This is a genomic window from Chryseobacterium sp. MEBOG06, assembly GCF_021869765.1.
Lineage (GTDB): Bacteria > Bacteroidota > Bacteroidia > Flavobacteriales > Weeksellaceae > Chryseobacterium.
The window spans coordinates 1,104,033-1,121,025 of the sequence record NZ_CP084580.1 but is presented as its reverse complement, the minus strand read 5'-3'; the positions used below and the strand labels follow the sequence as shown (position 1 = coordinate 1,121,025).

Sequence of the window (16,993 nt, the reverse complement as noted above, 5' to 3'; positions counted from 1 at the left end):
GCGCTTTTAATTTTGTTTAAATCTTACACTGTTTTCAAGAATAAATAAAGCATTAGAAATAGTAGTGGCAAAGTTTTTATTTATTTTCTCAAAGTAAAAAAATCCCTCTTCCAGTATCTCAGATTTCTTTCTAATCCAACTATTTATTTTATCAATATCTACCGTCCCCAACTCTTTAAGATCAAGGTGTGTATCGTAATAAATACAATCAACCAACACAACAAATCCATTTTTTTTCACATCTGTCTCCCAATGTTTTAGCATCTGGTCCAGATTTCCGGTAATTTTATAGATACAGATAAAAGTATCATGATCAAAATAGGGTTTAGTTTTAATAAGATCTTTCCACCATTCTGAAAGAAAATTCTGAATAGCTAACCTTTCGCTTTCCGGCCATCTGTCAAAATTAGCATATTCAAGTTTTCCCAATATTGTAGCTGTTGAAAAATAAAAACCTTCATAAGTAAGTATCTCAAATATTCTGGGAAGAAAGTATTTAAAATCATCCGTATTCCCCCATGTTGTCATGGCCTTAAATACATATCTCGAAAGGTCTTCAGCTGAAAGTTTTTTTAATGGTTGAGAATGAATACACTCTTTATCTTCATTCGAAATGCAACATGGGCAGCCTTCTATTTTTTCCCTTAGAGGATAAACTGAAAAGGTTTCATAAAGTTTGTGGACGGATAATTCTAATGTACTCATATTTAGCCAAAAATAAGAAATGTATTCTTAACTTTAATAGATGTAAAAGAGTTAATCCTATATGAATTTAATCTAAATTTTAAATTATATCTGCTATAAAAACATCACGAAACCGGCAGTCTGAAGTAAAACGTACTTCCGTTATTCAGGGAACTCTTCACCCCAATCTCACCTTCCTGTTTTTCAATGAAATTTTTTGAAATAGCTAATCCCAGCCCGGTCCCATTCTGATGTTCACCGGGAACCTGGAAATAACGGTCAAAGATTTGGCGGTGGTACTTTTCATCAATTCCACTTCCGGTATCCGTAATGCTGAATTGAATAAATGAGTTCCGTTTTTCCACTACAATCTTTATTCCTTCATCCTGAAATGAATGTTTTACCGCATTGGTCAGAAAATTATTCATCACCCAGACGGTTTTACCAAAATCAGCAGATACAAAATCGCTTTCCTCCAGCAGATACTCGGTACTGATTGGGATATTTTTTTGTTCGGCAAGTTTTTCCACATTTTTTACGGCAGTCTCTACGATTTCTTTTGGAGAGCATTTTTCTATAGTTAAACGGATATTTCCGGATTCAACCTGGGAAAGATTCAGCAGTTCTCCAGTGATATCCAGCAAACGCTGACCGTCTTCATTGATGCTTTTCAGAAGTTCCTTCTGCTGCTCATTCAATGCTCCGAATTTTTGGTTTCCGAGCAGCTGCACTCCCATTTTTATAGCTGAAATCGGAGTTTTCAGTTCATGGGAAATGGTAGCTATAAAATTGGTTTTGGCAAAATCCAGTTCTTTGAAAGGCGTAATATTTCTTAATAAAATTACTTTTCCGATATATTTTTTTTCCTTTTCTCCGGTTTTTACAATATTGATGGGAATGATATCCTGTTCAAAATAGTTTTCTTTATTATCTCTGACAATCTTAATGGGATCTTTTATCGGGTGATCTATATTTTTAAGCAATTCTCTCATCAAGTCATTATTTATGGCCACTTCATGAGCTGTTTTTCCAATAATATCCTCTTTGTGAAGGTTTGTAATCTTCAATGCTTCGTCATTGATCATATAGATAAAATGATTTTCATCAAGCCCAATGACAGCATCATGCATATTGTTAACAAGAGTTTCAATCCTTTTTTTCTCCATCAGCTGCCTGGAAAGGCTGCTGCTTTCGTATTCCTGAAGTTTTTCGGCCATCACATTAAATGATTCCGCAAGGCTGTTGAATTCTTCACTTCCTTTAAAATGAACTCTCTCATTATAGTTTTTATCGGCAATCTGTCTGATACTGAACGTCAATTGTTTGATAGGCTCTGCAATAGTCTGAGGTAAATTGAAAAGCAGTGTAAAAGCAATCAGAAAACATACGGTTCCTAAGCTTACGATCCAGAAAGTGGCATTTTCTGCTGTAATGATCGCAATATCACTCTTCCGTTCTATACCTTTCATATTTAAAGACATAATTTTGGCCAGATCTTCCCGAATCAGTTTCTCTTTATTGGTTGAGGGTTCTTTCAGATAACTGCTGAAATGCAGGTTTAAATTCTGAGTGGCTTCTTTTTCTCCAAATTCTGTAAGGTTCTTTTCCTGCAGTTGATTATTTTTCTGAAAATCAGCGATTGCTACCGTGCTGTCTGTACTGATATTGTCCAGCGCAAGAAGCATATTTTTAGAAAATTCCAGACTGTTGTAATTGGCCGTAAGAATTTTTTCGGTATCGGATTTTAGTTTATTAATGTATACAGAACCTATTACTGAAAGCAAAACAATCAGCAGAAATAAAAGGCCAACACCTAGGGTAAGTTTCGTTTTAAGTTTCATTACTTTTAAGATAAAATAATAATATCTATCTGTTTTTCATTGAGCCTGTTCATCAGGGTATAGATCCAGCTATAGCCTAAGAGCCGCTGCCAGAATCTTGCATGAGGTTTCCCAATACAGACTGTAGTGATATTGTGAGCGATCACATACTCCAGAATTCCATTATGAATACTGCTTTCTTTGATCCTGACTACTTTGGCTCCCAATTCCTGTGCTAAATTAAAATTATTAATTAGATACCGCTGTTTGTCCAACGCTATTTTTTCAGGATTTTCGGACGGTTTCTGAATATATAAAACAGTCCACGAACTATTGTAATAACTGGCCAGTCTTGCTGTTTTCCGAATAATTGTTTTTGCAATCTTTTCATTACTGCTGATGCAGGCCAGGAATTTTACAGGTTTGAAGTTCTCCGTTTTGATTTCAGTTTCTACCTTTCTCTCTACATGCGTAGCGACTTCCTTTAAAGCGAGCTCGCGAAGCTGAAGAATATGTCCGCTCTGAAAAAAATTACTGAGTGCAGTCTGAATTTTCTCCTTTTTATAGATCTTTCCTTCCTTCAAACGGGTCAGCAGTTCATCGGCAGTAAGGTCTATATTCACCACTTCGTCGGCAAATGCTAAAATCTTATCCGGAACCCTCTCTGTCACTTCCACTCCGGTGATTTTCTTTACTTCTTCATTCAGACTTTCGATATGCTGGATATTCATGGCACTGATGACATTGATTCCGTTATCCAGGATTTCAAGTACATCCTGCCATCTTTTTTTATTCTTGGCACCTTCTACATTGGTGTGCGCCAATTCATCCACCAACACCACTTCCGGGTGTTCGTTGATAATCCCCTGAAGATCCATTTCTTCAAGACTTTTTCCTTTATAAAAAACAGATTTTCTTTCAATTTCGGGAATACCTTCTACCAATGCTACGGTCTCTTCCCGATCATGGGCTTCAATATAACCAATCTTTACATCAATGCCGTTTCGTAAAAGAGAATGAGCTTCCTGAAGCATACGGAAAGTCTTCCCTACGCCTGCACTCATCCCGATATAAATCTTGAATTTACCTTTCCGGGATTTCTGGATCAGTTCTAAAAAATGTTTTGCTGATGACATTGATTATTACTTTTTACAGTATTAAGTTATTGTATTTTTTTTAACCATCCTATCAAATCTTTGATGGGTAAGTACTCCAAAAGGAGAGGTATCTTCACCTCTCCGATTGAAATATTTATCTAAGCTGGAAGTTTTCATCCTTCAATTTAAAACCAAACTGCCAGGCTTGTTGTAATGAAAAAGTTTCCTTTTTTAATTTCATTATCTTTTACAAAAATGGCATCTTTAGAGGTAAATCCTCTTGCCTCTGTACGGAATATCACATTCTTTAATACAGCATAATCTACATTCAATGAATATCCAAATGTCTGAAAACCGTCAGGACTTCCTGTGTTGATAATAACTCCATTTTTATCATTATAATACTCCAATCTTCCTGCCAATGCCCATTTATTATCGAGTTGATATTTCATCTGAACATTCGGACTGTACCAGATGTTATACTGGTCACTTCCTTTTGATTTCTGTTCGGCTCCGATATCAAAGCCCAGCAAAGCTGAAAACTGTTCTGTCAGCTGAAACGTTCCATATAAATCATGGAAATAACGCATTCTTTTATCTTCCTTTACTTTATCATTCCCAATGAATGAACTGCTGTTCAGCGTCATCTTATCATTGAGTTTGTAAGTCAGCTGATGCCCGAAAGATATACTCTGATTGCCTTCCGGTTTGGCAATACGTTGCCAGCCATTAAGGACAAGCCCGCTCAAAAACCATTTTCCGCTATCAGAGGTGTAGGAAACTTTGGCTCCCGTCTCGAAATACGGAGAGTTTTCAGCAGCAAAGCTCCTTGTCAGGTTGATATTATCTTTTCCTATAGCACTTTCCCAACCGATATGGGAGGGCATGATTCCTACATCAACCCATAAATTTTTGTTTCCGGAAATTTTGAGTCCTATGTTTGCTTCGTTTACATACCGTAATCCATCCTGTTCTGCTGACATATTATCCTGTGCATAAGCACCAGCCATCAGGGCTAGATTAGCACGAAGATTATCACTTTGGTAAGCAGCTTTTACAAGTCCCAGATTAAGATTCACTTCATTATGTCTGTTATATGAGTATAAAAAATTCTGACGGAGATGGCTGGTTGGATTATTAAAATCATAAGTATAAAAAAGTTCTGCATACGCTGAAAATGTAACTTTATGAGATGCTTTTAATGAATCCGATGACTGCGCTTTTGAGAAAATAATTCCTAATAAAGCACTTATAACTAGATATTTTTTCACTTTAATTTTCATGTATCTGAATACATAACAGAAGTAAGTAAAAGGTTAAGCTTTCTGCTATGTAATAAATTAAATTATTTTAATTGGTCCAAAGCGATATTAAGCTTCAAAACATTTACTTTTGAGGGTCCGAAAAGGCCTAAGAACGGCTTCTCAGTTTGGGTATTGATAAGGCTATTGATCTGCTCTACTGATAGATTTCTCACTTTTGCTATTCTCTTTGCCTGATATAAAGCTCCTTCTTCTGAGATATCCGGATCTAATCCGCTTCCACTTGCCGTGGCAAGTTCTACAGGAACCTTAGTATTTCCCATTTCAGGGTTTTGCATTTTTAAAGTATCAATCCTTTTTTGCACAGTTTCAAGATATTCTTCATTACTTGGTCCCTTATTGCTTCCTCCACTTCCTGCAGCGTTGTAGTTTACAGATGAAGGACGCCCATGAAAATACTTTTCAGATTTAAATTCCTGCCCTATATTGGCATAGAACTTCTGCCCTTTATAATGAATAACTTCTGCATTTCCCTGGTTAGGTAATATTTTAGATCCTCCATAAACAAAAGCCAAATAAAGACCTGTGGCCACCAACATGACAAGAGTCAGTCTGAATGCTGAAACAATATAATTTTTCATTTTTTAAATTTTAATAGAATAAACTGATTACCAAGTCAATGATTTTGATTCCGATGAACGGAACAATTACCCCGCCCAGACCATATATCAGAAGATTTCTTCTCAATAATGCACTTGCACCAATCGGTTTGTAGGCAACTCCTTTCAACGCCAGCGGAATAAGGAACGGAATGATCAGAGCATTGAAAATAACCGCTGATAATATTGCTGTTTCAGGACTGTGAAGATTCATAATATTCAGCTTCTGAAGTGAAGGAATAAAAGTGATAAAGAGTGCCGGGATAATGGCAAAATACTTCGCTACATCATTGGCAATACTGAAAGTCGTTAATGTCCCCCTTGTCATCAACAGCTGCTTTCCGATTTCCACGATTTCTATCAGCTTTGTTGGGTCATTATCCAGGTCCACCATATTACCAGCTTCTTTGGCAGCCTGTGTTCCGCTGTTCATGGCTACCCCTACATCGGCCTGTGCCAGTGCCGGAGCATCATTGGTACCATCCCCCATCATGGCTACCAGTTTACCTTCCTGCTGTTCTTTTTTGATGTAGTTCATCTTATCTTCCGGTTTGGCCTCAGCGATAAAATCATCTACTCCAGCTTTTTCCGCGATAAATTTTGCAGTTAAAGGGTTATCTCCTGTTACCATTACCGTTTTCACACCCATTTTTCTCAATCTCTGGAAACGTTCCTGGATTCCTGTTTTAATGATATCCTGAAGCTCGATCACTCCCCATACTTTTTCATTAACGGATACGACCAGCGGGGTACCTCCGTTTTCAGAAATTTTCGTAACCGCCTCCTGAGTTTCCTGAGGGAAGATGTTCCCGGTTTTTTCGGTCAGTTTTTTTATCGTATCATAAGCTCCTTTTCGGATTCTTGTATCTTCAAAGTCAATTCCTGAAGTTCTGGTTTCAGCTGAAAAGTCAATATAAGTAGGATTTGGAACCAATAAATCTGCTGATTTTAATGAACTCAGTTCAATAATTGATTTTCCTTCCGGTGTTTCATCAGCTACAGAACTTAATGCAGCAGCCTTAATAAATTCTTCCAGTTGAATTCCGTTTGCAGGATGAAACTGCGTTGCTTTACGGTTTCCGATAGTAATAGTTCCCGTTTTATCAAGCAGCAGAACATCTATATCTCCCGCAGTTTCTACTGCTTTTCCACTTTTGGTAATGACATTGGCTCTCAGTGCCCTGTCCATTCCTGCAATTCCAATTGCTGAAAGTAAACCTCCAATCGTCGTAGGAATAAGGCAAACGAAAAGTGAAATAAATGCCGCAATTGTAATCGGCGTCTGTGCATAATCTGCAAATGGCTTTAATGTAAGGGTAACAATAATAAACGTAAGGGTAAATCCTGCTAAAAGTATGGTTAATGCGATTTCGTTGGGTGTTTTCTGTCTTGATGCCCCTTCTACAAGAGCAATCATTTTATCCAAAAAGGATTCTCCGGGTTTAGTGGTTACTTTTACTTTGATTCTGTCTGACAGTACTTTTGTACCTCCTGTTACGGAACTTTTGTCTCCTCCGGCTTCACGGATTACGGGAGCACTTTCTCCGGTAATGGCAGACTCATCAATGGTAGCAAGACCTTCAATGATTTCACCATCCATTGGAACCTGATCTCCTGCTTCACAAAGGAAAATATCACCTAATTTCATTTCAGCAGACATTTTCAGTGAAGTTTCTACCTGAAATCCGGGTTTGTTATCAACCACCAGTTTGGCAGGAGTTTCTTCCCTTGTTTTTCTGAGTGTATCAGCCTGCGCTTTTCCTCTTGCTTCGGCAATGGCTTCTGCAAAATTGGCAAACAGAACGGTTAAAAATAAAATAACAAATACTAAAAAGTTGTAGGAAAAGCTTCCCTGTGTTTTGTCACCAGTCAAGCTGAACATGCTTACAATAAACATGACAATTGTTCCGATTTCCACCAGAAACATTACTGGATTTTTAAACATAATTTTCGGATTCAGTTTTACGAAGGACTGTTTAATGGCTTCGTTTACCAAATCTTTCTGAAACAATGTTTGTGAGTTATTTTTCATTTTTTTGAAAAAGTTTTTATTATTGTAAATCAATAGTAACCATCAAGGCCGGCCAAAACTATAAGAAGTAGGAATGGATAATATTAAAGTGAACGTTTCAGTAAGTTTCAGACTAGCTTCTCAAACTTTTCGGTTTCCTTAATGGTTGTATATTGATTTTAATTTTTAATGTTCATATTTATTTAGAGAAGTATTGAATCTGCTCTGCAATCGGTCCTAATGTCAATGCAGGGAAGAAAGACAATGCAGCAATAAGTAAGATCACAGCCAGGGTCATAAATCCAAAAGTTGCCGTATCTGTTTTCAGTGTTCCGGCACTTTCCGGGATAAATTTCTTCTGTGCCAATAATCCCGCTATCGCTATCGGTCCTATGATCGGAATGAAACGTGACAACAGCAGTACAATTCCTGTTGAAATATTCCACCATGGTGTATTATCACCTAATCCTTCAAATCCGGATCCGTTATTCGCTGAAGAGGAAGTGAACTCGTACAGCATTTCACTGAAACCATGAAAGCCCGGATTATTCAATGTTTTGGCTCCAAATTCCGGTAAATAAGCGGTCAAAGCTGTTCCCACAAGAATCAGGAAAGGATGGAATAAGGCTACAATCATGGCAATCTTCATTTCTTTAGCCTCAATCTTTTTCCCCATAAATTCCGGAGTCCTTCCTACCATCAGACCACTGATAAATACGGCAAGAATGATAAAAATGAAATAATTCAGGATTCCCACACCACAACCACCATAGAAGCAGTTGATCATCATAGCAAGCAATTCATTCATCCCCGAAAGAGGCATCGTACTGTCATGCATAGAATTCACAGATCCTGTTGAAATAACTGTGGTTGCAATACTCCAGTATCCGGAGGCGGCACTTCCAAAACGGATCTCTTTACCTTCCATAGCACCGAGACTGCTGTCTGCTCCCATTCTTGTAATCAGAGGATTTCCGCCTGTTTCATTTACCACATTCGGAACAGCAAGTGCCAGAAAACCGACTGTCATTACTGTAAAAATAACCCAGGACAGTTTTCTTTTATTTAAATAAAAACCCAGCGCAAATACCAATGCAAAGGGAATGATCATTTGGGTGACCATCTCTGTCATATTGGTAATATAATTGGGATTTTCAAGCGGATGTGCTGAATTAGCTCCAAAAAAACCACCTCCATTGGTCCCTAAATGTTTAATCGCAACAAAAGCAGCTACAGGACCTCTGGAAACATTAATCTTCTGTCCTTCCAGTGTCGTTATATGATCTTTTCCTTCAAAAGTCATTGGACTTCCGTTCATAGAAAGGATAAAAGCAACAATTATACTGATAGGAATCAGTATTCTGATCATTGATTTTGTAAAAAAATCATAGAAGTTCCCCAGTTCTGTGCTTGTTTTTTCTTTAAAAGCTTTAAAAAGAACAGCCATTGCAGCCATTCCCGTTGCAGCAGTTACAAACTGCAGAAACATCAGATAAAGCTGGCTAAGATAACTTACTCCTGTTTCTCCTGAATAGTGCTGTAAATTACAGTTTACCAGGAATGAAATGGTCGTATTAAAAGCCAGATCAGGTGACATACTGGGATTTCCATCCGGATTTAAAGGAAGCCACGCCTGATTGAGTAAAAGAAGAAATCCAATGATGAACCAAATCAGATTAATCGTCAGCATGGCATACATATTCTGTTTCCAATTCATCTGACGGGCGGGATTAATTCCCGATAATTTATAAATTAACTTTTCAACCGGTCCAAAAAAAGGATCTAAAAAAGTTTTTTTATGTCCATAAACATTAGCTATATATTTACCTAAAAATATCCCGATAACTAATGTAACAGCAAACATTGCTATAATGCCTAAAATTTCTGTATTCATGACCGTTTAAAATTTTTCAGGTTTTATTAAAACATAACAGATATACACAAAGGCAAGTATTGAAAGGAAAAATAAACTCCACATAATTTATATTCTATCAAAAAATTCAACTGATTTATATAAAAGCCAAAACAACACTGCAAATAGCAGAATTAAACTTATGAGCATCATATCTTTATTATTAAGATTAAAAGAGTCAACAATACATACGATACAAGCAGCAGACTAAAAGTTGAGTGCCCCCGTTTTTTAAACGTTTTTCTTGAAATTGTCATTTTTAAATATTTTATTCTATTCCTATATGCCAAAAGAAGATCCAATCTAGAATAATATTAATTAAAACATTGATTTACAAAGCATTAAAGCATAAACAAAAAGATTATAAAAACAGAAAAGCCTATCAAAATGATAGGCTCTTTATTAAAATGATAAAAGATTTATTTTATTCCGTATTCTTCCAGTTTACGGTACAGCGTAGCTATTCCAATCTCTAATAACCGGGCAGCTTCTGCTTTATTTCCTTTGGTATATTCTAATACTTTCTGTATGTGTATTTTCTCCAACGACCGGATGCTTAGAGAATCGCTTTCCAGAACTTGTTTTTCTGAATAATGAGGAAGACTTTTGGCATCAAGAATATTATCGTCCATTAAAATAAGACTTCTTTCCACGGCATTTCTCAGCTCACGAATGTTTCCTTTCCAGTCATTTACTTCAAGCCTTTTATAATAATCAGGATTCACCTGAACCGATGTTAAATGAAGTTTATGAGAAAAAAGATCAATGAAATTCTTGGTAAGCATTTTCAAATCTTCTTTTCTACTGCGTAAGGGAGGCAGAGTAATCTCAAACACATTCAGCCTGAAATAAAGGTCTTCTCTGAAATTCCCATGTTTTATTTCGGTTTCTAAATCTCTGTTAGTTGCAGCAATTAATCTAAAATCAGACTTTGAAACTTTTGTTTCACCCATTTTGATAAACTCCTTTGTTTCCAATACTCTGAGAAGTTTTGCCTGAAGCTCTATGGGCATCTCTCCAATTTCATCCAAAAATAATGTTCCGCCGTTTGCTTCTTCTATCAGTCCCTTTTTATCTTTCAAGGCTCCTGTAAAAGCCCCCTGCTTATGACCGAAAAGTTCACTCTCCAGGATTTCTTTACTGAATGCAGAACAATTGATCGCTACAAAATTATTTTTATTTCTGTCACTTCCTTCATGAATAGCGCAGGCAAAAACTTCTTTCCCTGTCCCTGTTTCACCTGTTAAAAGGACAGCAGCATCCGTTAAGGCTACTTTCTCTGCCAGTTTTTTAGCCTGCAAAATTAAAGGAGACTTACCAATGATCTTTTCAAATCCTTTTGCCATGCATGTCTGCTGAACAGTTCGCGATCTGTTATCTTTTACTTTATCGAGTGCCTTGTACACCAGTGGTATAATCTTATCATTATCATCACCTTTTACAAGATAATCATAGGCTCCATTTTTCATGGCTTGAACGGCATCCGTTATATTTCCAAACGCAGTCATCAGAATAATTTCCAAATGTGGATATTTGCTCTTAACAGACTGTACCAATTCAACTCCAAAAGCATCAGTAAGCCGGACGTCGCTCAGCACCACATCAAAATCATGCTGCTCCAGCATTGTCATCGCTGAACGTGCTGTAGAAGCTTCTTTTACATTAAAATTTTCTTGAGAGAGGATCATTCCTAATAGTTTAAGAAGCTTGATCTCATCATCGATGATCAGAATGTTTCCGGACATATAATTATTTTTGGAAAGCCAGTACAAACTTATTGAATTTATTCGAGTAAAACAGACTTGTACAGTGAAATACTTTTTAGTAAGATTAAGGACTAAAATCATTTATCGGCCTGAACTTGTCTTTAAAGAAAAATTTCTTATCATTGGAATGTTAGTGGTCTTTGTCATTGCGTAAGAATCTACAATGAATAATGGAAAATGGAGAATGGAAAGTTGAAAGTTGAGAATAAATATAAATGTGTTTTTATCATAAGGAAGGAGTTATAAGAAAGACTATCCTTATTCAATAGAAGCGGGGTTTAGCCCGGCTGATATAGATTATGATTAGATTAGACTAGACTAGATCAGATCATATAGATAAAAAAAAATCCTTTATCGTTATGATAAAGGATTTTTAAAAATAAAATAAAAACTGGCGGCGACCTACTCTCCCGCTTTCGCAGTACCATCGGAGCTGGTGGGCTTAACTTCTGTGTTCGGAATGGGAACAGGTGAGCCCCACCGCTAAAACCACCCTAAAGAAGGTATATAAGGTTGCAGGTTAGAGGTAAAAGGCTGCAGGCTTATCCTGCTTCCTAATAGCCAACATCTGCTACCTGGTTTATCGATAAAAACTTTCACAAAGAGGTAACCTTGCTGCACTTCCGTGCGCCATATTAGGCTATAAATCTACGGGTAATTAGTACTACTTGGCTATGACATTACTGTCTTTACACCTATAGCCTATCAACGTCGTCATCTCCAACGACCCTTAAAAGATGTCTCATCTTGAGGCGAGTTTCGCACTTATATGCTTTCAGTGCTTATCTCTTCCAAACGTAGCTACTCAGCAGTGCACCTGGCGGTACAACTGATACACCAGAGGTTTGTTCAATTCGGTCCTCTCGTACTAGAATCAAGCCCTCTCAAACATCTAACGCCCGCAATAGATAGAGACCGAACTGTCTCACGACGTTCTGAACCCAGCTCGCGTGCCACTTTAATGGGCGAACAGCCCAACCCTTGGGACCTTCTCCAGCCCCAGGATGTGACGAGCCGACATCGAGGTGCCGAACCTCCCCGTCGATGTGAGCTCTTGGGGGAGACTAGCCTGTTATCCCCGGAGTACCTTTTATCCTATGAGCGATGGCCCTTCCATACGGAACCACCGGATCACTATGTCCTGCTTTCGCACCTGATCGACTTGTAGGTCTCACAGTCAAGCACCCTTATGCCATTACACTCTACGCACGGTTACCAAGCGTGCTGAGGGTACCTTTGAAAGCCTCCGTTACTCTTTTGGAGGCGACCACCCCAGTCAAACTACCCACCACGCAATGTCCTTCCATACAGAAGTTAGGCTCCAAGTAAGTAAAGGGTGGTATTTCAACGTTGGCTCCACAAACACTAGCGTGCCTGCTTCAAAGCCTCCCACCTATCCTACACATTACTTACTCAAAGTCAATACGAAGTTATAGTAAAGGTTCACAGGGTCTTTTCGTCCCATTGCGGGTACTCGGCATCTTCACCGAGACTACAATTTCACAGAGCTCATGGTTGAGACAGTGCCCAGATCGTTACACCATTCGTGCAGGTCGGAACTTACCCGACAAGGAATTTCGCTACCTTAGGACCGTTATAGTTACGGCCGCCGTTTACTGGGGCTTCAGTTAATGCCTTCGGTTTAACCCTAAGCACCTTCCTTAACCTTCCAGCACCGGGCAGGTGTCAGACCCTATACTGCATCTTTCGATTTTGCAGAGTCCTGTGTTTTTGATAAACAGTCGCCTGGGCCTCTTTACTGCGGCCACCATTGCTGATGGCGTCTCTTCTCCCGAAGTTACGAGACTATTTTGCCTAGTTCCTTAACCATGATTCACTCTAGCACCTTAGGATTCTCTCCTCGACTACCTGTGTCGGTTTTGGTACGGGTTGCTTCACTTCGGCTTTTCTTGGAAGCACTTTCCCTACAGCAGCTTCGCCCGAAGGCTAGGCCTTGACTATTCCGTCAGTCTCCAGTAAGTACGGCACTCCGTCCCCTTTTTAGTGTGAGCAAGTATGGGAATATTAACCCATTGTCCATCCACTACCCCTTTCGGGTTCGCGTTAGGTCCCGACTAACCCTCAGCTGATTAGCATGGCTGAGGAAACCTTAGTCTTTCGGTGAGCGGGTTTCTCGCCCGCTTTATCGTTACTTATGCCTACATTTTCTTTTCTATCCGCTCCACAATACCTCACAGTACTGCTTCGGCGCAAATAGAATGCTCTCCTACCAGATGTATATAAATACAAATCCATAGCTTCGGTAATATGTTTATGCCCGATTATTATCCATGCCGGACCGCTCGACTAGTGAGCTGTTACGCACTCTTTAAATGAATGGCTGCTTCCAAGCCAACATCCTAGCTGTCAATGCAGTCCAACCGCGTTGCTTCAACTTAACATATATTTGGGGACCTTAGCTGTTGGTCTGGGTTCTTTCCCTCTCGGACATGGACCTTAGCACCCATGCCCTCACTGCCGACGAACATTTATTAGCATTCGGAGTTTGTCAGGAATTGGTAGGATTTGACTCCCCCGCATCCAATCAGTAGCTCTACCTCTAATAAACTTAACATCGACGCTGCACCTAAATGCATTTCGGAGAGTACGAGCTATCTCCCAGTTTGATTGGCCTTTCACCCCTACCCACAGGTCATCCGAAGACTTTTCAACGTCAACCGGTTCGGTCCTCCACTCTGTGTTACCAGAGCTTCAACCTGCCCATGGGTAGATCACAAGGTTTCGCGTCTAATCCTACTAACTATACGCCCTATTCAGACTCGCTTTCGCTCCGGCTCCGGTACTTAATACCTTAACCTCGCTAGTAAAATTAACTCGTAGGCTCATTATGCAAAAGGCACGCCGTCACACCATATAGGTGCTCCGACCGCTTGTAGGCGTACGGTTTCAGGTTCTATTTCACCCTTCTATTCGAAGTGCTTTTCACCTTTCCTTCACAGTACTTGTTCACTATCGGTCTTTCAGGAGTATTTAGCCTTGGAGGATGGTCCCCCCATATTCAGACAGGATTTCACGTGTCCCGCCCTACTCATTTATCACTCAAATATGCCTTTCATATACGGGGCTATCACCCACTACGGCTGTTCTTTCCAGAACATTCTATTAAACATATATCAGCTTTTGGGCTAATCCGCTTTCGCTCGCCACTACTTACGGAATCTCTTCGATTTCTTTTCCTCCGGGTACTTAGATGTTTCAGTTCTCCGGGTTTGCTCCTCTTACGAGGTGACTGGTCTTCAACCAGCCGGGTTGCCCCATTCGGACATCTGCGGATCAATTCGTGTGTGCCAATCCCCGCAGCTTTTCGCAGCTTACCACGTCCTTCGTCGCCTCTGAAAGCCTAGGCATCCGCCATACGCCCTTAACGATTTCTTTCCTAATAATTATATTAGTTCAGTATTTTTTGATAAATTAAATTTATCGATATTTTTATAAACTCGGCACTCGAAAGTGCTCGGTTATCTCTTTGTGATGTCTTTACCGTTAATGTCAATGATCTTAATGTCTTCTCTTCAAACTGATGAACAAATGTTGTTTTTGGCTCCATTCGTAACTTTTAAATCAGTCATCCAAAACTGTGGAGAATAAGGGAGTCGAACCCTTGACCTCCTGCGTGCAAGGCAGGCGCTCTAGCCAGCTGAGCTAATTCCCCCTCTAGTAGACTAAGAGATTAAAGATGCTGAATTCAAGATTTACATCTTGCCTCCTGGCTCTTTCATCTTCCCGTCTTTTTAATTAGTAGTCTCGGGCAGGCTCGAACTGCCGACCTCTACATTATCAGTGTAGCGCTCTAACCAGCTGAGCTACGAGACTGTCTGTCAGACTAAATTCAGATAACAGATACCAGATTAACTGACTCTTTTATCTTCATCCTTGTCTCTCTCAATCCCTATACTAATTTCTAGTGGGTTTTGTATTATTATATATATAGCAACCAAATAAAAAACTAAAGCTTCGCTTTAAGTAAGTGCATGTATCTTGCGATACTAATTTTGTTTATCGTCTAAAGACGCTCTAAAATGAGATGTTCCAGCCGCACCTTCCGGTACGGCTACCTTGTTACGACTTAGCCCTAGTTACCTGTTTTACCCTAGGCAGCTCCTGTTACGGTCACCGACTTCAGGTACCCCAGACTTCCATGGCTTGACGGGCGGTGTGTACAAGGCCCGGGAACGTATTCACCGCGCCATGGCTGATGCGCGATTACTAGCGATTCCAGCTTCATAGAGTCGAGTTGCAGACTCCAATCCGAACTGAGACCAGCTTTCGAGATTTGCATCACATCGCTGTGTAGCTGCCCTCTGTACTGGCCATTGTATTACGTGTGTGGCCCAAGGCGTAAGGGCCGTGATGATTTGACGTCATCCCCACCTTCCTCTCTACTTGCGTAGGCAGTCTCACTAGAGTCCCCAACTTAATGATGGCAACTAGTGACAGGGGTTGCGCTCGTTGCAGGACTTAACCTAACACCTCACGGCACGAGCTGACGACAACCATGCAGCACCTTGAAAAATGTCCGAAGAAAAGTCTATTTCTAAACCTGTCATTTCCCATTTAAGCCTTGGTAAGGTTCCTCGCGTATCATCGAATTAAACCACATAATCCACCGCTTGTGCGGGCCCCCGTCAATTCCTTTGAGTTTCATTCTTGCGAACGTACTCCCCAGGTGGCTAACTTATCACTTTCGCTTAGTCTCTGAATCCGAAAATCCAAAAACGAGTTAGCATCGTTTACGGCGTGGACTACCAGGGTATCTAATCCTGTTCGCTCCCCACGCTTTCGTCCATCAGCGTCAGTTGTTGCTTAGTAACCTGCCTTCGCAATTGGTGTTCTAAGTAATATCTATGCATTTCACCGCTACACTACTTATTCCAGCTACTTCAACAACACTCAAGACCTGCAGTATCAATGGCAGTTTCACAGTTAAGCTGTGAGATTTCACCACTGACTTACAGATCCGCCTACGGACCCTTTAAACCCAATAAATCCGGATAACGCTTGCACCCTCCGTATTACCGCGGCTGCTGGCACGGAGTTAGCCGGTGCTTATTCGTATAGTACCTTCAGCTAGATACACGTATCTAGGTTTATCCCTATACAAAAGAAGTTTACAACCCATAGGGCAGTCGTCCTTCACGCGGGATGGCTGGATCAGGCTCTCACCCATTGTCCAATATTCCTCACTGCTGCCTCCCGTAGGAGTCTGGTCCGTGTCTCAGTACCAGTGTGGGGGATCACCCTCTCAGGCCCCCTAAAGATCGTTGACTTGGTGAGCCGTTACCTCACCAACTATCTAATCTTGCGCGTGCCCATCTCTATCCACCGGAGTTTTCAATAAAAAACGATGCCGTCTCTTATATTATGGGGTATTAATCTTCCTTTCGAAAGGCTATCCCCCAGATAAAGGCAGGTTGCACACGTGTTCCGCACCCGTACGCCGCTCTCTCGTTTCCGAAGAAACAATACCGCTCGGCTTGCATGTGTTAGGCCTCCCGCTAGCGTTCATCCTGAGCCAGGATCAAACTCTCCATTGTATGTTTGTCTGACTCACTCAAAGTTTTGACGCTTTAGTTTTTTCCTTACTTGGTTGTTATATTGTATGTCAATGATCTTTATATCTTCCGCTTTTTAATGAAGCACTCTATTCTGTCAGTGGCGCTCCATATTTGCGAGTGCAAAAGTAAAACTTTATTTCGTTATGACCAAATGTTTTGAAAGAAAAATTTAAAGTTTTTTAAGTAACCTTAACTCCCTTCCTTAA

Annotated in this window: 9 protein-coding genes, 2 tRNA genes and 3 rRNA genes; all 14 read right to left on the bottom strand. The window is 39.9% G+C overall.

The genetic code is table 11. The features are described 5' to 3' along the window. Positions 1 to 6: 6 nt before the first annotated feature. A complete protein-coding gene (locus LF887_RS05170; RefSeq protein ID WP_236857731.1) occupies positions 7 to 705 on the bottom strand; it encodes a hypothetical protein in 699 nt (232 codons plus the stop codon). A 104-nt stretch (positions 706 to 809) separates the two neighbouring features. Next, complete coding sequence (locus LF887_RS05165; RefSeq protein WP_236857730.1) at positions 810 to 2,525, bottom strand: ATP-binding protein; 1,716 nt, start codon at positions 2,523 to 2,525, stop codon at positions 810 to 812. Positions 2,526 to 2,530: 5 nt separating this feature from the next. Continuing rightward, positions 2,531 to 3,640 carry a sensor protein KdpD gene (locus LF887_RS05160; RefSeq protein WP_236857729.1) on the bottom strand — a complete coding sequence of 370 codons (1,110 nt, stop codon included), beginning with the start codon at positions 3,638 to 3,640 and terminating at the stop codon, positions 2,531 to 2,533. A gap of 146 nt (positions 3,641 to 3,786) precedes the next feature. Then, positions 3,787 to 4,884: a porin gene (locus tag LF887_RS05155; protein ID WP_410680922.1), complete on the bottom strand. Its 1,098-nt coding sequence runs from the start codon at positions 4,882 to 4,884 to the stop codon at positions 3,787 to 3,789. Between the two features lie 62 nt (positions 4,885 to 4,946). Next, positions 4,947 to 5,504 carry a K(+)-transporting ATPase subunit C gene (gene kdpC / locus LF887_RS05150; protein WP_236857727.1) on the bottom strand — a complete coding sequence of 186 codons (558 nt, stop codon included), beginning with the start codon at positions 5,502 to 5,504 and terminating at the stop codon, positions 4,947 to 4,949. Positions 5,505 to 5,514: 10 nt separating this feature from the next. Continuing rightward, complete coding sequence (gene kdpB, locus LF887_RS05145) at positions 5,515 to 7,554, bottom strand: potassium-transporting ATPase subunit KdpB (protein WP_236857726.1); 2,040 nt, start codon at positions 7,552 to 7,554, stop codon at positions 5,515 to 5,517. Between the two features lie 178 nt (positions 7,555 to 7,732). Beyond that, the gene (gene kdpA, locus LF887_RS05140) at positions 7,733 to 9,427 is read right to left on the bottom strand and encodes a potassium-transporting ATPase subunit KdpA (RefSeq protein ID WP_236857725.1); all 1,695 of its coding nucleotides are present in this window, start codon (positions 9,425 to 9,427) and stop codon (positions 7,733 to 7,735) included. A gap of 6 nt (positions 9,428 to 9,433) precedes the next feature. After that, on the bottom strand, positions 9,434 to 9,511 hold the full coding sequence (locus tag LF887_RS24365; RefSeq protein ID WP_077415921.1) for a potassium-transporting ATPase subunit F: 78 nt from the start codon (positions 9,509 to 9,511) through the stop codon (positions 9,434 to 9,436). Positions 9,512 to 9,864: 353 nt separating this feature from the next. Continuing rightward, positions 9,865 to 11,190, bottom strand: coding sequence for a sigma-54-dependent transcriptional regulator (locus LF887_RS05135; RefSeq protein WP_236857724.1), 1,326 nt, complete (start codon positions 11,188 to 11,190; stop codon positions 9,865 to 9,867). A gap of 410 nt (positions 11,191 to 11,600) precedes the next feature. Continuing rightward, a 5S ribosomal RNA gene (gene rrf, locus LF887_RS05130) occupies positions 11,601 to 11,708 on the bottom strand. A 141-nt stretch (positions 11,709 to 11,849) separates the two neighbouring features. Further along, a 23S ribosomal RNA gene (locus LF887_RS05125) occupies positions 11,850 to 14,607 on the bottom strand. Between the two features lie 203 nt (positions 14,608 to 14,810). Beyond that, positions 14,811 to 14,884, bottom strand: a tRNA-Ala gene (locus LF887_RS05120). A gap of 87 nt (positions 14,885 to 14,971) precedes the next feature. Beyond that, positions 14,972 to 15,045 (bottom strand) — tRNA-Ile (locus tag LF887_RS05115). A 204-nt stretch (positions 15,046 to 15,249) separates the two neighbouring features. Continuing rightward, positions 15,250 to 16,766: ribosomal RNA gene (locus LF887_RS05110) — 16S ribosomal RNA — on the bottom strand. The 16S, 23S and 5S rRNA genes sit together here with 2 tRNA genes alongside, the layout of an rRNA operon. Between the last annotated feature and the right edge of the window lie 227 nt (positions 16,767 to 16,993).

Bases quoted from the DNA above. Each gene is read 5' to 3' on its own strand.
- LF887_RS05170 (WP_236857731.1), bottom strand. From the start codon at position 705: ATGAGTACATTAGAATTATCCGTCCACAAACTTTATGAAACCTTTTCA.
- LF887_RS05165 (WP_236857730.1), bottom strand. From the start codon at position 2,525: ATGAAACTTAAAACGAAACTTACCCTAGGTGTTGGCCTTTTATTTCTG.
- LF887_RS05160 (WP_236857729.1), bottom strand. From the start codon at position 3,640: ATGTCATCAGCAAAACATTTTTTAGAACTGATCCAGAAATCCCGGAAA.
- LF887_RS05155 (WP_410680922.1), bottom strand. From the start codon at position 4,884: ATGAAAATTAAAGTGAAAAAATATCTAGTTATAAGTGCTTTATTAGGA.
- kdpC (WP_236857727.1), bottom strand. From the start codon at position 5,504: ATGAAAAATTATATTGTTTCAGCATTCAGACTGACTCTTGTCATGTTG.
- kdpB (WP_236857726.1), bottom strand. From the start codon at position 7,554: ATGAAAAATAACTCACAAACATTGTTTCAGAAAGATTTGGTAAACGAA.
- kdpA (WP_236857725.1), bottom strand. From the start codon at position 9,427: ATGAATACAGAAATTTTAGGCATTATAGCAATGTTTGCTGTTACATTA.
- LF887_RS24365 (WP_077415921.1), bottom strand. From the start codon at position 9,511: ATGTGGAGTTTATTTTTCCTTTCAATACTTGCCTTTGTGTATATCTGT.
- LF887_RS05135 (WP_236857724.1), bottom strand. From the start codon at position 11,190: ATGTCCGGAAACATTCTGATCATCGATGATGAGATCAAGCTTCTTAAA.